This window comes from Phaeobacter sp. JH20_26, from assembly GCF_048056275.1.
Lineage (GTDB): Bacteria > Pseudomonadota > Alphaproteobacteria > Rhodobacterales > Rhodobacteraceae > Phaeobacter > Phaeobacter bryozoorum.
In genome coordinates, this window is the sequence record NZ_JAYMWL010000008.1 from 50,405 (window position 1) to 70,894 (window position 20,490).

The window sequence follows — 20,490 nt, forward strand, 5'->3', positions numbered from 1 at the left end:
GGCGGCTGCCACTGGACAGCCGGCCTTATTTGGTTGTCACACCCGGCAGCACACAGAGCAGCTCATACAGCAGGTTGGCCGCTGTCAGCGCCGTGTTGCCCGACGTGTCATAAGGCGGCGATACTTCGACCATATCGCAGCCCACAATATTCAAACCCCGCAGGGCGCGGATCAGTTCCAGCGCCTGCGGTGTGGTCAGCCCACCGATTTCCGGCGTGCCGGTACCCGGTGCATAGGCCGGGTCCAGACTATCGATATCATAGGAGACATAGACCGGCCTATTACCGATATCGCGACGAATTTCCGCACCCATCCCGTGCAGGGAGCGGTTCCACAGCTCGCTTGCGGGGAAATGCTGAAACCCCCAGCGCTGCGCCTCCTTGAAATCATCCGCCCCGTAGCCTGTGCCGCGCAGGCCGATCTGATAGGTCTTGTCCGCGACGATCAGCCCCTCTTCATAGGCGCGCCTGAAGACCGTCCCATGGGTCTCGCGCTCACCGAACATATCGTCGTTCACATCCGCATGGGCATCGACATGGACCAAAGCGACAGGCCCGTATTTTTCCGCAATCGCGCGCAGGATCGGCAGGGTGATCGAATGATCGCCACCCATCGCGACCGGCGTCACGTCGCTGGACAGGATGGCGCTGTAGCTTTCCTGAATGATGCGCAGGCTGTCGGGCAGCGAGAACGTGTTGATCGCCAGATCGCCGATATCGCCAATGTTCAGACTGTCAAAGGGCGCCGCACCGCTGGTCATGTTATAAGGCCGGATCATCGCGCTTTCGGCGCGGATCTGCTTTGGCCCAAAGCGGGTCCCTGAGCGCCAGGAGGTGCCGATATCCATCGGCACACCCAGAATGGCCACATCCAGCCCCTCCAGAGAGGTCGCCTGCGGCAGCCGCATAAAGGTGTTCGGCCCGGAGAACCGCGCCAGATCATTGCCGCTGATCGGCTGATTAAAGTCAGTCATCGGCCCGTAATTCTCCAGCTCAGAAGACAGATAATGCTCATGGCGACATGCGCGCCTGCGATGGCGGTGGCGCCGGTGGTGTCAAAGGGGGGCGACACTTCGACCACATCGCCGCCCAGGATGTTGATACCGCGCAGGTTTTTCAGGATGGCTTCGGCCTGTGCCGAGGTCAGACCACCCCAGACCGGCGTGCCGGTGCCCGGCGCATAGGCCGGATCCAGACAGTCGATATCGAAGGTCAGGTAAACCGGCCGGTCACCCAGCACGTCGCGGATACGGCGCGCGGTCTCGTCCGGGCCAATCTCATGCACGGTGGGCGCGTCGATGGTGGGCACGCCGAGATTGTCCTCATTGGTGGTCCGAATACCCACCTGAACAGAGGTCTTGGGGTCAATGATGCCGGATTTCACCGCCTTGTAGAACATCGTGCCATGATCGACGCGGCTGAAATCATCATCCTGCCAGGTGTCGCTATGGGCATCGAAATGCAGCAGCGAAATCGGGCCGTATTTCTCGGCATAGGCCTTGAGGATGGGGAAGGACACATAGTGGTCGCCACCGATGGCCACCGAAGCCGTATCGGTCGCCAGAATGCCGCGGATATGCTCGGTCAGCGTGTCGGGGAAGGCCGCGACATTGGCGTAGTCAAAGGCCAGATCGCCGTAGTCGACAATCGCCAGCTCGCTTGCCGGGCAAATGTCCCAGCCATAGGGGGCATCGGGGCTTTGCAGGGCCGAGGCTTCACGCACCGCACGGGGGCCAAGCCTGGTGCCGGGGCGGTTCGTCACCGCCTGATCAAAGGGGATGCCTGTGACGGCAATATCCGCATGGGTCAGGTCCTTGGTGTAGCGGCGCCGCAGAAAGGACGTCGCCCCGCCAAAGGTGTTCTCAAAGCTCAACCCCTTCAGGTCGTCGCGGGTGAAGGCCTGATCGACCTGTTTCTTTGCGTCTTCTAGCGCCATGCAGACTGCTCCCTCTTCTCGGGTTGTGGCCATCTCCTAGCGAATGCGCGTGGCCTTGTCATCTGAAAGCCCCCGCGCTGTCGCCAGATCAGCTTGCGGGCTGTGCTTTCTCGACCAGACGGGCAAAAAACGAGGCACCGACCGGTGCGATATCGTCGTTGAAATCGTACTTTGGATGGTGCAGCCCGGCACTATTGCCCTGGCCCAGAAACAGATAGGCGCCGGGACGGGCCTGTAGCATATAAGAGAAATCTTCCGCCCCCATCTCGCGGCCGGCCTCGGCCTCGACATGCTCCGCGCCTGCGATCTCGGCCGCGACGGAGACCGCAAAATCGGTCTTGGCCGCGTCATTGATGGTCGCGGGATAACCGATCTCATAGTCCAGTTCCGCCTCGACCCCGTAGCTGGCCGCCTGCCCGGCCACGATCTCACCCATGCGCCGTATCACCATTTCCTGCACCCTGGGATCAAAGGTGCGCACGGTGCCGTTGATATAGGCCGTATCGGGGACCACATTGTCCACCGTGCCGGTGTGGATCTGCGTCACCGACACCACCAGATCATCCAGCGCGTAATGGTTGCGCGAGACGATGGTCTGGATCGCCTGGGCGATGCCGCAGGCCGCCATCACCGGGTCGCGGGTTTCATGGGGCATCGCGCCATGGCCGCCAACGCCCTGAATATGGATATGGAAACTATCCACCGCCGCCATCAGCGGACCCGGAGTTGTCATGAAATGCCCCTCTGGCAGACCCGGCGCATTGTGCAGCGCGTAGACCTCACCGATGTTGAACCGTTCCATGATCCCCTCTTCGACCATGATGCGCGCACCGCCGATGGCCTCCTCGGCGGGCTGGAAGATCAGCGCCACCCGGCCCTTGAAGTTGCGTGTTTCCGCCAGATATTTCGCCGCACCCAGCAGCATCGTCGTATGCCCATCGTGGCCGCAGGCGTGCATATTGCCGGCATGGGTCGAAGCATAGGCCGCACCGGTCTCCTCCGGGATTGGCAAGGCGTCCATGTCGGCGCGCAGACCGATACAGGGGGCATCCGCCGCGCTGCTCTGCTGACCGTTGATGATGGCCACGATGCCGGTCTTTGCGATCCCTTCATGCAGCTCGTCAACGCCGAAGTCCCGCAGCCGTTCCGCCACGAAGGCCGCTGTTTTCGGCAGATCCAGCGCCAGCTCGGGGATCTGGTGCAGATGCTGCCGCCAGGCTGTCATGTCCTCGGCGTAATCGGCAATTCGGTTCACAACCGGCATGGGGGTGGACTCCTTGGTCAGACTCGGGATTGATGCATCTGACACAGGAACAAGAGCCGCCGCAATGCCCGATACCAACCTGATCCACGATGAAACCGCCGGTATCGACCGGCTCCTGCAGATCATGGCGTGCTTGCGCGACCCACAGCATGGCTGCCCTTGGGATATTGAACAGGACTTTGCCAGCATCGCGCCCTATACCATTGAAGAAGCTTACGAAGTTGCCGATGCAATTGAGCGCGAGGCCTGGGATGAGCTGAAGGGCGAGCTGGGGGATCTGCTGTTCCAGTCGGTGTTTCATGCGCAGATGGCGGCGGAGGCCGGGCATTTCACCTTTCAGGATGTGGTCACCACCATGTCCAACAAGATGGTCGCGCGCCATCCGCACGTCTTTGGTGACGAGAGCCGCGAGAAATCCGCCGACCAGCAGACCGCTGACTGGGAGGCGATCAAGGCCGCGGAGCGCGCAGGCAAGGCGCAACAGGGGACGCTGGACGGTGTGGCGGTCGGCCTGCCCGCCCTGCTGCGCGCCTACAAGCTGCAAAAACGCGCCGCACGTGTCGGCTTTGACTGGCCGTCGGCGGACAATGTGATCGCCAAGATCGTTGAAGAGGCCGCAGAGCTGGTTGAAGCCCGCGATAGCCTGAGCCAGGCCGAGGTGGAGGAGGAATTCGGCGATCTGATGTTTGTGATGGCCAATCTGGGCCGCCATCTGGGGGTGGAGCCGGAAGCCGCCCTGCGGGCCGCCAATGCCAAGTTCACCCGCCGCTTTGAAGGGGTCGAGGCCAAACTCTCCGCCCGCGGCAAACGTCCCGAAGAGAGCAACCTGGCGGAAATGGACGCGCTCTGGGACGAGGTAAAGGCAGAGGCGCGCGCGGCCACGCCATCCTGCGATGACTGACGCGCTGCCCACCGCGCGGCCTGTCGGGCCACGCGCCTTGTCCGCTCTCACCGCCAGCCCCATATCCTAAAGCATGTTGCGTCTAACCCCCATCCTTCTCGCCGTGATCTACGGGTTGGTCATGTACCGCCTGTCGGTCTGGCGCACCCATCGGGCCCTTGATCAGCAATCGACCGAGCTGGCCGATGCCCGCCTGCGCCAGCTGACGGATCGAATGGCAGCGGCGCTCGGCATCAGCCATATCCCGGTCTATATCTACGAGGTCGATCCGGTAAACGGGCTGGCGGCGCCGGATGGGCGGATCTTCATCACCCGTGGGTTCTATCGCAAATACCGCAATGGCGAGGTCAGCGATGTTGAACTTGCGTCGGTGATTGCACATGAGCTGGGCCATGTGGCGCTGGGGCACGCGCGAAAACGCATGATTGATTTTTCCGGGCAGAACGCGCTGCGCACGGCGCTGATGCTTATCATCGGCCGTTTCGTGCCTTTTGTCGGGCCCTGGATTGCCAATGTGCTGACCTCACTGCTGGCGGCGCGGCTGTCGCGCAGCGATGAATATGAGGCCGATGAATATGCCGCAGCACTGCTGACCAAGGCAGGGATCGGCATCGCTCCGCAGAAAAGCCTGTTTCGCAAGCTGGAAGAGCTGACACAGGCCCGCAGCGGCATGGCACCCGCTTGGCTGATGAGCCACCCCAAGACCGAGGAGCGTATTGCCGCGCTGGACCGGCTCGAACAGCGCTGGAGTAAGGGAAAGAGCTGAAGATCAGGCCGCAAACCATTGGTTCACTGAAATTTACACAAGATCAAGCGCAGCCGGGCGCGTCATCCCCCTTGGCCCGTGCGGCCGCCATCCCCATCTGTGGGCAACCAATCCCCCGTTGCAGGCGTTTCAGTCAGATATGTCCCTGCGGACACAAGACCTAACAACCCGCCTGGGCGGGCTCCCGGAGACCTACCATGCGCTATTCCGTTCTTGACCTTGCCCCCGTACCCGAAGGCCATGACATCGCTCAATCGCTGCGCAACAGCACTGATCTGGCACAGCGGGCCGAGGCCTGGGGATATCACCGCTACTGGCTGGCGGAGCATCACAATATGCCGGGGATCGCCAGTGCCGCCACCGCTGTTCTGATCGGCCATATCGCCGGACAGACCAAAACGATCCGGGTCGGTGCCGGGGGAATCATGCTGCCCAACCACGCCCCCTATATGGTGGCCGAAGCCTTTGGCACGCTGGCCAGCCTATATGGCAACCGCATTGATCTTGGGCTGGGACGCGCGCCCGGCACCGATCTGCAAACGGCCCGCGCCCTGCGTCGGGGCTTGCAAACCGGTGAGCGCAATCCCGATACCTTCCCGCATGATGTGATCGAGCTGATCAACTACCTTGGCCCCGAAACACCCGAAGCGCGGGTGCGGGCCTTTCCGGGACAGGGCACCAGGGTGCCGCTGTGGATCCTCGGCTCCAGCCTTTATGGGGCGCAGCTTGCGGCACAGCTGGGGCTGCCCTATGCCTTTGCTTCGCACTTTGCCCCCGCCGCGCTGGAGCAGGCGCTGGCCGCCTATCGCAGCGGCTTTCAGCCATCAGAGCATCTCGACGCTCCCCGCGCCATGATCGCGGTCAACGTCTTTGCCGCCGATACCGACCGCGAAGGGCAGCGGCTGAGAACCACCATGCAGCAGGCCTTTGCCCGGCTGCACGAAGGCAAACCCGGCAAGCTGCCGGCTCCGGTGGAGGATATCACCCAGCATATCGCCCCGCCGGTGCTGCACGGGGTGAATGAGGCGCTGCGGATTTCCGCGACCGGCAGCAAGGCCACGGTGGCCGCCGAACTGTCTGGTATTCTTGAGCGGTATCAACCGGATGAGATCATTCTGACCGGGCAGATCCATGCCCACGATGCACGGCTGCGATCCTTTGAGATCGCCGCTGAGGTGCTGGGCGACATCTGAGCCGCGCCAAGGTCTCAGCGGCTGAGCACGCTAGGCCGACAGCGCCTTGGCCACCCTTGGCAGCCGCGCCTTCTTCAGCAGCGGGCGCAGCTCCCAGCCGCCGCCTGACAGCCGGTTTGCTTCGGCGAGCACAGCCGCAGCCACGCCCGAAATCCCGTCCGGATCCTGTCGCCACAGATCATAAAGCAGCTGGTCCGGGCCGATCCGTTCCAACCCCTCCTCGGCAAGCGTGTGGCGCGGGAAGTCCTTGTTGTTGACGGTCACGATCCCGTCGGCATGGCCGGCAATGGCGGCGGCCAGCACATGGATATCGGCCACGTCCGGCAGCCAAAGCCGTGCTTCAACCGCCGCTGTCGGGGTGACGGCAGCCTTTGGCCAGGCCGCAGAGATCAGCGCGATCTCTGCCCGCGCCTGCGGCTCCCCCTCAGGACCGATCTTGCGCGCCGCCCGCGCCCATTCCTCAAGGATGCGCTGTGACCACAGCGGGGTGAAATGGCCAATCCGGGCCGCCCCCAGCAGCATCTCACGCATCACGGTCGGATAGAGGACACAGGCGTCCAGCAGCAGTTTCATGGCCTGATCAACCGCAACAGATCAGTCGAGCCGGAAGAACACGGCCTTCAGATAGCCGCTTTCGGCCAGCTGAGGCAGCTGTGGATGATCCGCCCCGGCATACCCGGTGTGCAGCAGCTGGCTGCGCCGCCCGCCGCGCCCGATGCCACGCGCCGAGGCATTGCGGAACCGGCTGAGGTCAGCCGCATGCGAGCAGGAGCACAGCCCCAGATAGCCACCCGGCGCCACCAGAGGGGCGGCCAGTTTGGCAATCCGCTCATAGGCCCGCAACCCCGCCTCAAGCGCCTGTTTCGAAGGTGCGAAGGCTGGCGGATCGCAGATCACCACATCAAACTGCGCCCCTTCTTCGGCGAGCTGGGCCAGCACCTCAAAGGCATCGCCCTGCCGTGCGTTGAACCGATCGCCAAAACCGCTGGCACCTGCGCCGTCCCGCGCCAGATCCAGCGCCGGAGCGGATCCGTCGACACAGGTTGCCGTCGCTGCGCCAGCCGCCAGCATCGCCAGACCAAAGCCGCCGACGTGGGAAAACACGTCAAGCACATTTGCGCCCGGCCTGACCAGCTTGGCGGCAAAGGCGTGATTGTCGCGCTGGTCGTAGAACAGGCCGGTTTTCTGCCCGCCGGTCAGATCCGCCATATAGGTGGCGCCATTCATGGACACTTCTACCGGCGCCTCGGGGGCGGTGCCGCGCAGGGCAGTGCTGATATCGTCCAGCCCTTCCAGGCTGCGCGTCCGGCCCGAGGCGTTTTTCAATACCGTTGTCACCCCGGTCACCGCCACCAGCGCCTCGGTCAGCGGTTCGATATGGGCTTCGGCCCAGGCGGCATTGGGCTGCACCACGCAGGTATCGCCAAAGCGGTCGATCACCACGCCGGGCAGACCATCGGATTCAGCATGGACCAGCCGGTAGAACGGCGCATCATACAGCTGTTCGCGCAGCTCCAGCGCGCGGCGCAGGCGGGCGCTGAACCACTCCACGCTCAGCTCGGCCGCAGGATCGCTGTCCAGCATCCGCGCGATGATCTTGCTTTCGGGGTTGACCGCAACCAGCCCCATCTGCGTCATCGCGTCGTCTTCCAGCACCGCCAGGGTGCCGGGTGACAGTTTCCGGGTGCGCCGGTCGGTGACCAGTTCATTGGCATAGACCCAGGGAAAGCCGTGGCGTAGGGCACGGGCATTGGCTTTGGGTTTCAGTTTTACGCGGGCGCGCTCGGGCGCGGAGGAAGATGCTGTCATGCGCCTCTCTTACTCCCAACGACGCGCGGTTGAAAGGGCATCCGCAACGCAGAGACGATGCCTTGGTCGCGTCAGGCTCTGCGGCACGATCCCGCGCGGCGCAAGTGAGTTCACCGCGGGCGGGAACGCCAGCCGCCGCGCCTGCGAGGCCTGTCGGCAGCCTCCTGCCCCTCGCGCAGAACAACCGTCATCGGGTGATCGGGATGCACTGCCGCCAGCTGCTCCACGAGCGCGATGGTTGCCACACGGCTGTCGACCCCATCAGGCAGGCTCAGCGCCCAATCCAGAAAGATGCTGCGGCATTCGCCCTCGCCAATCCCCTCGATACGGTAGCTTTCCCGGATCAACCCCTTGGGATCCAGACGCGCCAGCTGCGCCGCATCAACCGTCGCCTCATTCGTCATGGCCTGTCGCCCCCTCTCTCTCCAATGCGGCGGCGATGATGTCACCGCATCTGCCGTAGCTCTCGGTCAGCGTCGCCTCCAGCGCGGCGAGATCGTCATAGCCGGTGCTGCGACATAGAAAGAGCGCGCCGCCCTCTCCCAATGTCCGTGCATCAATTGCCTTGCCCGAGACCAGCCGCGCCGCCGTCTGTACCGACCAGAATAGATCATAGCCGCGCTGCAATTCCGCTGCATCTGCGGCATCCAGCCAGCCACAGGCGACAGCGCCCGCCAGCCCGGCGGCCACGTCCTGCCCGGTGGCATCGCTCAGCAGGACCCCGGCCTGGGCGATCAGCTCGATATCCATCAGCCGACCCGCGCCGGTCTTGGCGTCCCAGGGACCTGTCGGCACCTTGGCGGCGGCCAGACGGGCGCGCATTTTGGCGACCTCGGGCAGGATCGCCGCGCGGCTGCGCGGCGCCCCGAGAAAACCCGTTCGAAATGCGTTGATATCCTGTGCCAGCCCCTCCGCACCCGGTGCTGGCACAGCCGCCATCACCCGCGCCCGGGTCAGCGCCAGATGTTCCCAGACCCAGGCGTCATTGCGCTGATACGCACAGAAGCTCTCGAGGCTCGTGGCCACCGGGCCTTGGGTGCCGGAGGGTCGCAGCCGCATGTCCACCTCATAGAGCTGCCCCTGCGACATACGCGCAGTCAGCGCCGTGATCAGCGCCTGGGTCAGCCGCGCATAATACGGGCGTGTCGCCAGCGGTCGCGGCCCCTCCGAGGCCTCCGCGGTTCCGGGGTCATAAATCACAATCAGGTCGAGATCCGACAGCGCATTGATCCGCCCCGCACCCAGCGATCCCATGGCCAGAACCGCCGCCCCGCGCCCTGGAGGCGTTCCGTGTTTCTTTGCAAACTGCTGCAGGACAACCGGCGCCACCCCGGCAATCACCACCTCGGCCAGTTCGGCATATTGCACCCCTGCGGTGGCAGCATCGATCAGCCCGCGCAGATGATGCACCCCGATACGGAAATGCCACTCCTTGCACCAGCGCCGGGTGGCATCCAGCTGGGTTTCATAATCCTCTTCCTGCGCCAGCACCGCCGCAAGCGACTGGCAGAGCCCCTCCCGCTTGGGCCAGTCACTGAAGAACGAGCCGCCGATCACAGCATCGAATACCCCGGAATTACGCGACAGATAGCTCGCCAGCGTACCAGAGGTGCCGACAATATCTATCAGCAAATCAATCAGTTGCGGGTTGGCTTCAAAGAGTGAAAACAGCTGCACACCGGCAGGCAGCCCCGCCAGGAACCCATCCAGCGCCACCAGCGCCTCGGCCGGCTGGGCGGTGCGGGACAGTCGCGCCAGCAGCTCCGGTTTCAGCCGCTCGAATATCTGCGCACCGCGCGCCGAGCGCAGCGCAGGATAGGTCGGCCAGCGCGCCAGAATATCGCCATCCAGAGCCTCCGGCACCGCCGCGGCCGGTTGCGGCCTTGGCACATCCGGGGCAAAGAACCCCTCGGTCAGCTCATGCACCTCCTGCAACCGCCCACGGATCTCCGCCTGCAGCGCCTGCGGGTCGCGGTCCATCAGACAGGCAATCCTGGCAATGCCATCTTCGGACTGCGGCACCCGGTGGGTCTGGGCGTCATGCACCATCTGGATGCGGTGCTCCACCTCGCGGTGGGCAATGTAATGCGCGCTGAGCCGCGCGCAGGCCTCCTGCGGCACCCAGCCCTTGGCCGCGAGCGCGGTCAGCCCATCGAGCGTGCCGCGCTGACGCAGGCTCTCATCCCGCCCGCCGGCGATCAGCTGCCGGGTCTGGGTAAAGAACTCGATTTCGCGGATGCCGCCACGCCCCAGTTTCATGTCATGGCCGGGCACCGTCAGTGGCCCGCCGGTCCCCTTGTTTTCGCGGATCCGCAAACGCATGTCATGGGCGTCCTGAATAGCCGCGAAATCCAGATGCCGCCGCCAGACAAAGGGGCGCAGCGTCTGCAGGAACTCGGCCCCCGCCTTCAGATCACCGGCGCAGGGGCGCGCCTTGATATAGGCGGCGCGCTCCCAGGTGCGCCCGAGGCTCTCGTAATAGCGCTCCGCCGCCTCCATCGCCATGGCCACCGGTGTAACCCCCGGGTCGGGCCGCAAGCGCAGATCGGTACGGAAGACATAGCCGTCGGCAGTGCGTTCGCTCAGTACCGTGCACATGTTGCGCGTCGCCCGCACCATGCCCTGACGCGCCTCATAGAAATCGGCCGGATCAAACCGCGTCTCGTCAAACAGGCAGATCATGTCGATGTCGGAGCTGTAGTTGAGCTCATAGGCGCCCATCTTGCCCATGGCCAGCAGGGTCAACCCGCCGGCGGTCTCCACATCGGCCTCGGTCAGGCCCGGCAGTTTTTGACGGCGGATCAGTGCGGCAATTTCCGCCTTGATCGCCCGATCGGCGCAGAGTTCGGCAAATTGCGTCAGCGCCGTGGTCACCTGCATCAGATCCCAGGCCCCGGCCAGATCGCAAAGCCCGCTCAGCAGCGCAAGTCGGCGCTTGGCCTGCCGCAGCCCCGGCTTCAGCTGATCCGGCGCCAAACCGCGCACAGCCTCCATGATCTTACCAAGCGCAGCCAGCGGATCCGCCAGTGCGGGCGCCAGCCAGGCGGCCTCGCGGGTGATCAGCTCCTTCAGATAGGGGCTGGAGCCCGCCGCCCCTGCGACCAGGCGCGCCTCATCGCCGCCAAGGTCCGGCACAAGCGCAAGCGCATCGCCGGCCAGATCCGCATCAAATGCCCGTGGAAGGCGCTGAATATCAATCGACTGTCCCATCCGCAGACACTGGGGTGAGACGCCGCCGTCGTCAATTGAGGAAACCACCCTTTGGCCCTGCCAGAGTTCAAAAGGTTACGTAAGGTAAGGAATACCGGAATAGCCCTTTTATGAATGAGACATTAATGCTGGTACTGCGGCTGCGCTCAAGTTCCGGGGGCATGTCAGACAGCGTCTTAGTAACCAGTGAACCAGTGACCGACCGGCACCCTAGTATTGCCAAAATGGCGATACAACGCGTGTTCAGGTCATCGGATATGTATCACAAAGTCTGACAGCAAAGCGCAGCCGTTTATCTCCCCTTAGCCACAAAATCATTGTTAGGAGACAATTTATATTGCAGTAACCGGAAGAGGCCGGAGGAAGCCGGACAAACGCGGATGAAGCCTAAAAAATTGGGCTTTCAAGAGGGTTTTAAAGGCTCGGGCCAAAATGGCGCTTGTCTTGCACAACTTGAAAATCGGGCGACTTTGGGGCCGATGTCGAAAACTGAGACAGTTCAAGTTTCAAATTATCCGGGGCTACCTGCCTCTATGCTGCCCAGGCTTCCCAGCGTAGCGCACAGCAGCGCCCACCTGCCCTGTCGGCCTTCATTGTAAGGCTGTGAGGGCATAGCCCCAGCCAAAACGGCACCACCACAGCAGCGCCGCAAGATCCCAATAAGCGCGCTTATGTTAAGTTCCGAATCGCCATGTCGTCCGCCGAACTTGGAACTAGCACACCATCGGAAGGGTCAGTTCCTAGAACGAGATTAGCTACATAAAATCAAACAGATGATCGAATACGACTATCTTACCCACCACCCTTAACCTGGAACTGATTCTAGCGGACTTGCACACTTCACCGAAGTTGCTGGGAAGCGCAGTTCTGTTGCCCTCAACGTCGGTACTGCGCAGGAAGCGGACTTTGCAAAGTCTGAACAGCGGTCACTTGATCACGCCTTCACGGGCAGTGAGTTCTTAGGCTGGCTGGACACAGTTGTGGTGCGTGAATATACCATTCAGTATGCCGCTTGTATCGCAACAAGAAACACGGGTAGATTTCTTGCCATCAAGTCATACCGGCTTAGCTAAAAAGGCGAAATTCAGCCCCAAGATGCCTGCGCACCAGGACGTGGAGTATAGAATGAAAATCATCGGTGAAGCCAAGGACCTTAGATCAGAGACTAAAATCATCTACGCGCAGGTCACGCCCGATGAGTATTTGGGAATAGTTGGGGACGATTATGGAACCTTTGCAATCCAGAGAAAGCGTGAAACACACAAGGCTTATGGAAGGCTAAAAGATGATATACGCCTAGGTGCCTCTCTTCCAACCATAACGCTCGCGCTGAAGCCAGAATACGTCGAAGGTGCGACTGCGGTTCTTGGGGAGAATGAGAAACTGACAAATTATCTATCAATGACCGGGCGCTGCAATATCCTGGACGGACTGCAAAGGACCTACATCCTAGATGATTTAAAAAAAGAAAATTTCCAATTCAAAGAAGGGCAGGAACTTCTTCTCGAAATCTGGATCGAAAGCGACCTTCAAAAGTTAGTTTACCGCATCATCGTACTGAACGCCGGACAGAAGCCCATGTCCGCAAGGCATCAGATCGAGCTTCTCTTCGCCTCACTCCATAAGGCTATCGAAGACGAAATAGGAAGCATCACCCTTGTCACGGAAAGGGATCAAAAAAGGCGCCGTCGAGCAAGAATCTATCCCCTTCAAGTGGTTATTTCTGGATACCAAGCATTCGTTTCCGGAGCGACTGAGCTGAACAAGGACAACCTAATTTCTCAGAAGCTTCAAGTCGACAACGCACTTGATATGGGGGAGAAAAGCATACGGGAACAATTCTCAGAATTCATTGATTACTTTCGGATATACGCAAAGCTGGACGAAGAAGTCTTTAGAGTTTACTCAAGCGCTAACGCTGAAGGCGACGAGGAAGACGAAAAGTCAAATCTTCGTTCTCCGCATTGGCTGACCAATGAGAACACCTGCATTTCATTCTTTGCATCTATCGCCCAATACGCTCCACATGGAAGCGCCATTGAGAAAATCAGCACAGAAAAGAAACGCAGAACAAAGTCGGCTCTGGAAAAGCTTGTTGCAGATATATCTAATTCCGCACCCGGCTCTGACCCTCTACATCTCGAAGACCTTGACGCAATTCGAATGGGGAAAAGTGCAAGAAAAGTCAATGTGGGAACCTACACGCGACGGCTTCTTGCAAATGGGCTGAAAGAGTATTTTCGAGCTGAGGGCGATATTACTTTGGCCGACGCCTGGAATCTGGCTGCTGACTAATGCTCGCTGAAGAAATAGAAGATGCGTTCACTTCGGGTGCATTTGATCGTATTTTTGGCACCCAAGAAGATTTTGCGCCCGGGAAAATAGATGATCACGATCACTACCTTGAAATTGCAAGATCAGGCGTATTTCCCGTTTATGAAATTTCTTCGAAAACCATCCGGAGCGGAGCCAGCGTCGACATCACTCATGAAGATGGCCGAGACCTCGGACAGCTTCTTCTATTAAAAGGAACGACGCTCGAGGATTTTTATTCACTTTCTTCTGCTGAATTTTTGGCGTATGTGGCTGATGTTCCCTGCGAACAATTCGGTGAATTAGGTCACATTTTTTCCAAAGACTTTCTTGTAACATCGGACATTTCCGCAGCGGAATACAGCCGTGATCTGAGAGGTACATCGGACATCTGGGGTGGTTTTAGTCATTCACCTCCCCCGCCAAGTACCGGAGCGCCAATATCGAGTATTGTCGCGAACTCTAAGATTTCCGTCCCATCGCTACACCACTCTGAAGCCTTTGCTCGCTACACATATGCTCGAAATCCTTTTGAGCGTTTTTTACGCCTTTACCACTGTATCGAGTTGCTCTTCGACACGATCACCGTTCTCAGGGTCAAAAAACTATCGAGTGATATTCGTGACTTATCCACGATCCTGAATGCACACGGGACAAAGGAGGTGGACCGCCTTATTTCTATATCGAGCGACTTCATTTACGGGCATGAAGCCCTGGCTCAAAAACTAACTTTAATTTCTGGATACGAACACCTTGCTAAGAAGATCTTCGATGATCACTCCAAGTCTGGAAATCCCATCGCTCCTTCCGCGAACCCACCACGGTGGGCCAGCGTAGTCGCGAGCTTGAGTGCAGGCCGCTACAAAGAGACTGACCTTAAGGGCGACAATGCGCTGAAGCCAAAAGAGGACTATAACGCATTCATCTCGAAAATTTCTGGTTACTGGATCTACCGAGTTCGATGCTCAATCGCCCACAGCAGGATAGGCGAGTTTATCTTAACTGATGCAGAAACGGGTTTTGTGGAGGATTTCGCCGAACCTCTCCTGCTGGAGTTTTGCTCCCAGATTTTTTCTTCGCAGGCATTAAAGGACTTACTGTAAAGAACCCTGCAAATTGTCAATAGAGCCTGCCTCTATGGCCGCGCTGGAGAAGGTCAAATGTCAGCTTCGGGCTGGCCACTGCCTTTCACTTACTCCTCACAATAAGCACCATTGTGTTGGGTAAAGTGAGCGCCAGATGACCCAACAACCGCACCTTACCCAATCTTTAGCCCAACTAAAGTCGTCTACTTGGCGAGCATAGTCATCATTGAGCAGTACGATTTACCACCGTAGTCGATGTCTCTGCCTAGTATGTCAGTTTTGTATCCGAGAGAATTCAATATCCCTGAGAAACTCCGGCGGGTGAAGGTGATGACCCGCTGTGCCCCTTGTGAGGTCAGAAATCCATTGGCCGCGTCGAACAAAGAAACAAGGGACTTTCGCCCTTTGGCCTCCACTCTTGTCATTTCCCAGACATCATTTGAGCTCGGCGGATCTTGACCTTCAAGTATGTCGCTCGGAATGCCCGGCAGCTTGCCTAGACAAGCGTCCCGCACCAGATAACTAAAGCTGGACGAGCCATAGTTAACTCGTGCAGTCGTCGGCAAAAGACGGGCGTAAGCAGAGAGACAACCGGCTTCCTCAATGAGTACATAGACAGTTTCCGCCCTATCGTACTGATCCCGCTCAATGTGAGCCGATCTAGGCACGTCCCACTTCAGCTCTTCGGCGAACAAGGCATGGCGTTTCCTGAACTGTTCATGGAGCAGCCCCCCATAAAGTCCCATGTTTTTGTCATCAATAATCAACACGTTCTGCATTTGCCGTTCCTTGTGTAAAACGGCACATTAGCTCTGTTGCGCACAACTATTCAGCGACCAATTAGTCGATTATTCGCGACTTATATGCTCTAAGCACGGCAACGGCCAGCGTTGGTGCTGAAAGCTTTTCCATTACCCTCTCTCTCAACGCAGCAACCGCGCGGACTGAGCGCCCCTCTATACCCGCAATCTCTTGGTCGGTAAGGCCTTGGGCAACCTGTGAGATATACTTCCTGCCCTTTATCGTCAGAAGTTCCTCTCGCGGGTCGGGGCAAGCAATCAACATATTCGCCATAAGCCCCTGCAAGATTTGAAGATCTTCTTTAGAAATCTCCGCAGCATCATGCGTGATCCCGATAATCGCTCTTTTTCTATTGACGGTGATAGACACAACTGTGCCGTTTTTCATACCGCGCGCCCTCGCGATAGCAATCACATCAGGTGTACAGGTGGGAAACTGGCTGGCGAGTTGGTCCCAAGATTGAACACCTTCGAACTGCGACCCCCAAATTACCACGGGATCGTGGATCACGTACCCGCCACCTTGATATTCATCAAGCCAGTCTTGTGAAAAGGTAGTTACAACCTCAGCAGGAACGCCCGCAATAAAGTCAAATCCAGCTGTAAATCCATGGCTAGATACTCGCTTGCCGAACGCGATCAACTCTCCCTTCAGTTGTTGCCAGTCACTATTATTCATGCAATAGGTTCCATATAAATTGTACCAAAAAAGAATATATGCCTAAAATGAACAGCAGCCTTCTATTGGAACTAGTAACCTTTGTACTCGCACTTAAACCGGAGGATGCAGAAAAGGCGCTTAACTATTGCCGGGTTCTTCGTCTGGCTCGGACACCAGAGGAGCAGCGCTCAAGTGATTTTGAAGAGACTTAAGCTCAGCCTGCGTTAGTTTTGACATTTCCGAGATGACCCTGTCATAGACAGGGTCATCTCTCTTACCAGTGAGAACGTAAGTTATTGAAATACCAGAGGCTTCACACAGGGTTATTACATCCTGAATTCCGGGGTTACTTCCTGGAGAAGTCATCCGACTTACGCGGTCGCGGCTCCAGCCAAGAGCCTCAGAAAGCTTAGTTACAAGCAAGCCGTCAGTAGCTTTCTTGCTCATCAGTTCCGCCTTCAGTCGTACCCGCCAGTCTTCCACGTCAATGCTACCGCCATGCCTATTTGGTCACAACAATACGACTAATAAGTCGAATTGACAATGCGTGATTAATCACGATAATGCGTGATATAAGTCGAAAACATGCGATTGTGGAACATGCCAAACCCAGCCGACAGAGATGACGCGATACGTCAGAAGATGATCAACGAGTGCGAGGCCCGCCGCCGCGCGCTCCAACTCAGCGCGCGGGGGTTTTCGGTTAAGGCCGGTCTCGAACCTTCCTATTATGGGCATTGGATTGCGAAGCAGTTTCAATTCCCGTCAGTAAAAAAGATGAAGCAGATCACAGACGCTTTTGAGCGCTTGGAGGCTGTTCAAGCGCTTGAGCGTCGCCTCAAATCCGAGGCGGACAGATGAGCGTGAACTCGAAGCCCCACACGGTATCCCGTTTAGGACGCAACCTCCCTTCGCGACCCCAGCGGGCGCCTTCCCCCAGCGGCCATGGGGATGCGCCGCTGGGGGCTTTTCAGCGCAACGCAGCAGCCGTGCAGCGGATGTTGCGCGACGGTTTCAAACACTACTTCGCTAACCCGTTCGACTTCTGGGGCGACCTTATCGGCGCAGCCTGTGTTTTTGTGCTGCCCGTCGCCCCCTTACTTTGGAGCCTTTTGCAATGAGCGCGATTGACTTTGAATTGATCCAATTCCCACAACACCGGCTGGCCAATGAGCTGACAAAACAGGCTGCCGACTATGCGCGATGCCGGTCAGTACTGGAGCAAGCGATTACGGCCCATCAAGAGGCCCGAACCCGCGGAAGCCAGGACACCGGAGCTTTGGCTGACGCGGTGGATAGCGCCGCAGAGGCGGTTGGCACGGCTCAGGAGCGAGTCGCCGACCTTGTCGCCCACCTAAATGGTCGCGGTTCTCTGGAGTGCCTCGCCGACCTTCTGAAACTCGAAACCAGCGGGCGTCCCTGATGCCCGGCGTGCTGACCCATGGAGGCCATGCGGCCCAGGTGAAGCGCCGCAACCTCATCGGCCATGTCGCACAGAACGACAGACCAGCAAACTCGACCCTCAGCTACGATGGAGCATCCCCAATGACCCCACCCGTCTGGCAACAAATCCACACCCTGCCCGTAGATGATATTCAGGTAGAGGAACGGTTGCGCACCGCCTCTGAAACAGCGGTTGCAAGCATTGTGTCCTCTATTCAAGAGGTTGGCAGCATCCTGCAACCGCTCCTGGTCCGCCGTGTCAAAGACGGCTATCGCCTGCTGGACGGTCTGCACCGCCTAACTGCCGCAAAAGAAGCAGGATTAGCCGAGGTGCCGGTTAAAGTCAGCGAATGCACCAACGATCAGGCGATCCGTATTGAGGTGGACGCCAATGTGGCCGGCGCGCCTTTGACGCCACTGGATATGGCGGTGTTTCTTGCCGCACACAAAGAACTATATGAGAGGGAAAATCCCGAAACTGCGCGCGGAAAAGCGGGCGCACACGGGCGCTGGGATGCAAACGACAAAATGTCGCTTGCATCGTTCACGGCAAATGCAGCCGAGACATTTGGTAAGTCTCAAAAAACTATGCAACGCCTGATCAGCGTCGGCGAAAAGCTCTCACCTAATGAAATCGCCCAGCTCCGGGGCGCCCCGCAAAAGGTCCAATTCAAAGACCTTGAGCACATCGCCAAATGCGGCGAACAAGCGGACAGGACCGCCATCTGCGCTGCCTTAGGCGATGGGACTGCCAAATCCGCTAAAGAGGTCCTGGACCGGAAAAAAGCCCCAGGCGCGGCGCTTAAAACCCCTGTTGAGCAACAGTTTTCAAAGCTGGCAGACGCCTTCATCCGCGCCAGCAAAGAAGCCCGCCGCCAGTTTGTCGCGCAGTATGGCGACGTCTTGGTCGAGTTGATCGAAGATGCCAAAGGCGGGGCACAGGTATGACATCGCCCGTCTCGCCCAAACAGGAATGGTGGTCTGTGGCTGAGCTGGCTGCGGCCCGCCTGCCCGACATTCCTGGGACTGCTCGGGGGGTGACTTCAAAAGCCGACCGTGAAGGCTGGCGGGACGTGCCCGGTGCGATCAAACGCAAGGTCGGTCGCGGTGGTGGTTTACTCTATCATTGGTCAGTGCTGCCGCTGGCCGCACGTACTAAACTGATCAAGCATGACGCCAGCCGCCCGGTCAAAAAGCTCGACCGTAGCAGCGCTTGGGCCGCCTATGCAGCCCTACCCCAGAAATCCAAAGATGAGGCCGCGCGCCGCCTGGATGCGATCACCAAGGTTGAATTGCTTCACACCAGCGGTGCGGGCCATGTCCACGCTGTTGACACCGTCGCCGCAGAAATCGGGTCCAGTACCCGGACGATCTATAACTGGATCGACCTTGTCGCCGGTGCAGCACCAGAGGACCGGCTTGCATTCGTCGCGCCCAAGGCGCCGAAAAAACGCACCCAACAGGCAGATCGCACCGCCTATCAGCCGTTTATGGATTGGCTCAAGAGCGCTTGGCTTCGTCCCGAGCGCCCTACCTTTGCGCAATGCTACCGTATGTCCATGCGTCAGGCCGAACAGGCGGGATGGCCCATCCCGATTGAGAAGACCGCAAAGCGCTGGGTAGATGCCGAGGTGCCACGCACAACGCAAGTCTATCTCCGCGAAGGCGTTAATGGCCTAATGCGCTGCTACCCCGCCCAAATTCGCGACCGGTCGAGCCTCCATGCACTGGAAGCCGTCAACGCCGATTGTCACAAGATCGACGTCTTTGTCGAATGGCCCGACGGCACCGTCAACCGGCCCCAAATCGTGGCGTTTCAAGACCTCTACTCCGGCAAGTTTCTGTCCTGGCGCGTGGATCACGACCCGAACAAAGTCATGGTGATGGCGGCATTTGGTGAATTGGTCGACAACTGGGGTATTCCAAAGCGTTGCCTGTTCGACAACGGGCGCGAATTTGCCAACAAATGGATGACAGCAGGCGCGCCAACCCGGTTCCGTTTCAAAGTCCGGGAAGACGATCCAATCGGTGTTTTGCCCTTGCTCGGCATCGACATGCACTGGGCCACCCCAGCCCACGGTCAGGCGAAACCCATTGAACGCGCGTTCCGCGATCTGGCCAGTGATGTGGCCAAGGATGTGCGCTTTGCAGGCGCCTATGTCGGCAACCGGCCCGACGCCAAACCGGAAAACTACGGTAGCCGAGCAATCAAGGCCGCTGAGTTTCTGGAAGTCCTGGCGGAAGGTATAGCCGAACACAACGCCCGCACGGGTCGCCGATCCGATACCGCCAAGGGCCGGTCCTTTGATGAGACATTTGCCGAAAGCTATGCGACCGCGCCGATCATCAAGGCGACCGAAGAACAGCGGCACCTTTGGTTGATGGGTCAGGCAGACGGGAAATTGCACAAGGACAGCGGCAAGCTCACCCTGCACGGCAATGTCTACCATTGCGATTGGATGAGCCAGGAAGCGGGTCGCAAAGTGATCATCCGCTTCGATCCCGAAGACCTGCACAGCGGCGTACATCTTTCAGCGCTCGACGGTCAATATTTGGGCTTTGCCGAATGCCAGCAGAAGGTTGGTTTCTTCGATCTGGACGGCGCGCGGTCAACAGCCCGCCGCAACCGCCAGATCGTCAAAGCGGAAAAAGCCCTGGCAGAGCTGCAACGGCCCATCCCGGTCGAACAACTTGCCGCCGATATGACCAACTATGCCCCGTCGCCGTCTGAGGCTCTGGCAGACTTGGAGGCCAAAGTTGTGAAGCCGGTGTTCCGCAGACCAACTGCGGTTACCACGTTCCGCGATCACATGGACCCGGCGGCCGAACGCGCGCAAGAGGCACTGATCTTGCAGATGAGTGCCTCCCCCTCAGCCAGGCCAGAACCGCAGCACATTGGGTTCTTGGTTGCCGATAGCCCTGAGGAACGGTTCCGCCAGGCCGAAGACATCGCTCAGCGACAGCGGCAGGGGAAACCTGTTGGTGAGGCCGAAGCCGGTTGGCTGGAGGGGTTTTTAGAACACGCTGAATACAAGGCATATTCGGCGATTTTCGGAGATTTCGGCAGCAACAGCGCCGGATAAGAAAACCGCCGCCCGGCTGGCCCCGAG

18 protein-coding genes are annotated in these 20,490 nt (G+C 59.2%); 8 read left to right on the plus strand and 10 right to left on the minus strand.

What is annotated here, in order from left to right:
- Positions 1-25 precede the first annotated feature (25 nt).
- The 3 genes from speB (VWY60_RS02815) to VWY60_RS02825 form a co-directional block, all read right to left on the minus strand.
- Entirely contained in the window at positions 26-973 is a 948-nt protein-coding gene (gene speB / locus VWY60_RS02815; protein WP_340545892.1) for an agmatinase, read from the minus strand.
- Positions 970-1,935, minus strand: coding sequence for an agmatinase (gene speB, locus VWY60_RS02820; protein ID WP_416539765.1), 966 nt, complete (start codon positions 1,933-1,935; stop codon positions 970-972). Before speB (VWY60_RS02820) ends, speB (VWY60_RS02815) begins: the two co-directional genes overlap by 4 nt.
- 88 nt (positions 1,936-2,023) lie before the next feature.
- Positions 2,024-3,199: a M20 aminoacylase family protein gene (locus tag VWY60_RS02825; protein ID WP_416539766.1), complete on the minus strand. Its 1,176-nt coding sequence runs from the start codon at positions 3,197-3,199 to the stop codon at positions 2,024-2,026.
- Between the two features lie 64 nt (positions 3,200-3,263).
- On the opposite strand from VWY60_RS02825, the gene mazG reads away from it, so the two are divergent.
- The 3 genes from mazG (at position 3,264) to VWY60_RS02840 (ending at position 6,059) form a co-directional block, all read left to right on the plus strand.
- On the plus strand, positions 3,264-4,100 hold the full coding sequence (gene mazG, locus VWY60_RS02830) for a nucleoside triphosphate pyrophosphohydrolase (RefSeq protein ID WP_416539767.1): 837 nt from the start codon (positions 3,264-3,266) through the stop codon (positions 4,098-4,100).
- Positions 4,101-4,173: 73 nt separating this feature from the next.
- Positions 4,174-4,866 carry a M48 family metallopeptidase gene (locus VWY60_RS02835; RefSeq protein WP_340545896.1) on the plus strand — a complete coding sequence of 231 codons (693 nt, stop codon included), beginning with the start codon at positions 4,174-4,176 and terminating at the stop codon, positions 4,864-4,866.
- A gap of 197 nt (positions 4,867-5,063) precedes the next feature.
- Positions 5,064-6,059, plus strand: a complete 996-nt coding sequence (locus tag VWY60_RS02840) for an LLM class flavin-dependent oxidoreductase (protein WP_416539768.1) — start codon at positions 5,064-5,066, stop codon at positions 6,057-6,059.
- Between the two features lie 30 nt (positions 6,060-6,089).
- Here the strand turns inward: VWY60_RS02840 and VWY60_RS02845 are convergent, their stop codons facing one another.
- The 4 genes from VWY60_RS02845 to VWY60_RS02860 form a co-directional block, all read right to left on the minus strand.
- Positions 6,090-6,632 carry an RSP_2648 family PIN domain-containing protein gene (locus VWY60_RS02845; protein ID WP_416534225.1) on the minus strand — a complete coding sequence of 181 codons (543 nt, stop codon included), beginning with the start codon at positions 6,630-6,632 and terminating at the stop codon, positions 6,090-6,092.
- Positions 6,633-6,653: 21 nt separating this feature from the next.
- On the minus strand, positions 6,654-7,868 hold the full coding sequence (locus tag VWY60_RS02850; protein ID WP_416539769.1) for an RSP_2647 family RNA methyltransferase: 1,215 nt from the start codon (positions 7,866-7,868) through the stop codon (positions 6,654-6,656).
- A 110-nt stretch (positions 7,869-7,978) separates the two neighbouring features.
- A complete protein-coding gene (locus VWY60_RS02855) occupies positions 7,979-8,272 on the minus strand; it encodes a hypothetical protein (protein WP_416538958.1) in 294 nt (97 codons plus the stop codon).
- Positions 8,262-11,078, minus strand: coding sequence for a glutamine-synthetase adenylyltransferase (locus VWY60_RS02860; protein ID WP_416539770.1), 2,817 nt, complete (start codon positions 11,076-11,078; stop codon positions 8,262-8,264). Before VWY60_RS02860 ends, VWY60_RS02855 begins: the two co-directional genes overlap by 11 nt.
- Positions 11,079-12,203: 1,125 nt before the next feature.
- On the opposite strand from VWY60_RS02860, the gene VWY60_RS02865 reads away from it, so the two are divergent.
- Together VWY60_RS02865 and VWY60_RS02870 are read left to right on the plus strand one after the other, a co-directional pair.
- Positions 12,204-13,373 carry a hypothetical protein gene (locus VWY60_RS02865; RefSeq protein WP_416539771.1) on the plus strand — a complete coding sequence of 390 codons (1,170 nt, stop codon included), beginning with the start codon at positions 12,204-12,206 and terminating at the stop codon, positions 13,371-13,373.
- A complete protein-coding gene (locus VWY60_RS02870) occupies positions 13,373-14,494 on the plus strand; it encodes a hypothetical protein (RefSeq protein ID WP_416539772.1) in 1,122 nt (373 codons plus the stop codon). Before VWY60_RS02865 ends, VWY60_RS02870 begins: the two co-directional genes overlap by 1 nt.
- Positions 14,495-14,679: 185 nt before the next feature.
- On the opposite strand, the gene VWY60_RS02875 is transcribed toward VWY60_RS02870, so the two are convergent.
- The 3 genes from VWY60_RS02875 to VWY60_RS02885 form a co-directional block, all read right to left on the minus strand.
- The gene (locus VWY60_RS02875; RefSeq protein ID WP_416539773.1) at positions 14,680-15,255 is read right to left on the minus strand and encodes an acyl-homoserine-lactone synthase; all 576 of its coding nucleotides are present in this window, start codon (positions 15,253-15,255) and stop codon (positions 14,680-14,682) included.
- A gap of 61 nt (positions 15,256-15,316) precedes the next feature.
- Positions 15,317-15,955 carry an autoinducer binding domain-containing protein gene (locus tag VWY60_RS02880; protein WP_416539774.1) on the minus strand — a complete coding sequence of 213 codons (639 nt, stop codon included), beginning with the start codon at positions 15,953-15,955 and terminating at the stop codon, positions 15,317-15,319.
- A gap of 120 nt (positions 15,956-16,075) precedes the next feature.
- Positions 16,076-16,384, minus strand: a complete 309-nt coding sequence (locus VWY60_RS02885; RefSeq protein ID WP_416539775.1) for a hypothetical protein — start codon at positions 16,382-16,384, stop codon at positions 16,076-16,078.
- A gap of 670 nt (positions 16,385-17,054) precedes the next feature.
- Here VWY60_RS02885 and VWY60_RS02890 point away from each other — a divergent pair.
- The 3 genes from VWY60_RS02890 to VWY60_RS02900 are packed head-to-tail and all read left to right on the plus strand — an operon-like array spanning position 17,055 to position 20,463.
- The gene (locus VWY60_RS02890) at positions 17,055-17,360 is read left to right on the plus strand and encodes a hypothetical protein (RefSeq protein WP_416539777.1); all 306 of its coding nucleotides are present in this window, start codon (positions 17,055-17,057) and stop codon (positions 17,358-17,360) included.
- Positions 17,360-18,328 carry a ParB/RepB/Spo0J family partition protein gene (locus VWY60_RS02895; RefSeq protein WP_416539778.1) on the plus strand — a complete coding sequence of 323 codons (969 nt, stop codon included), beginning with the start codon at positions 17,360-17,362 and terminating at the stop codon, positions 18,326-18,328. The genes VWY60_RS02890 and VWY60_RS02895 overlap by 1 nt, the downstream gene beginning before the upstream one ends.
- Positions 18,325-20,463: a transposase domain-containing protein gene (locus tag VWY60_RS02900; protein WP_416539779.1), complete on the plus strand. Its 2,139-nt coding sequence runs from the start codon at positions 18,325-18,327 to the stop codon at positions 20,461-20,463. The genes VWY60_RS02895 and VWY60_RS02900 overlap by 4 nt, the downstream gene beginning before the upstream one ends.
- The last annotated feature ends 27 nt before the right edge of the window (positions 20,464-20,490 follow it).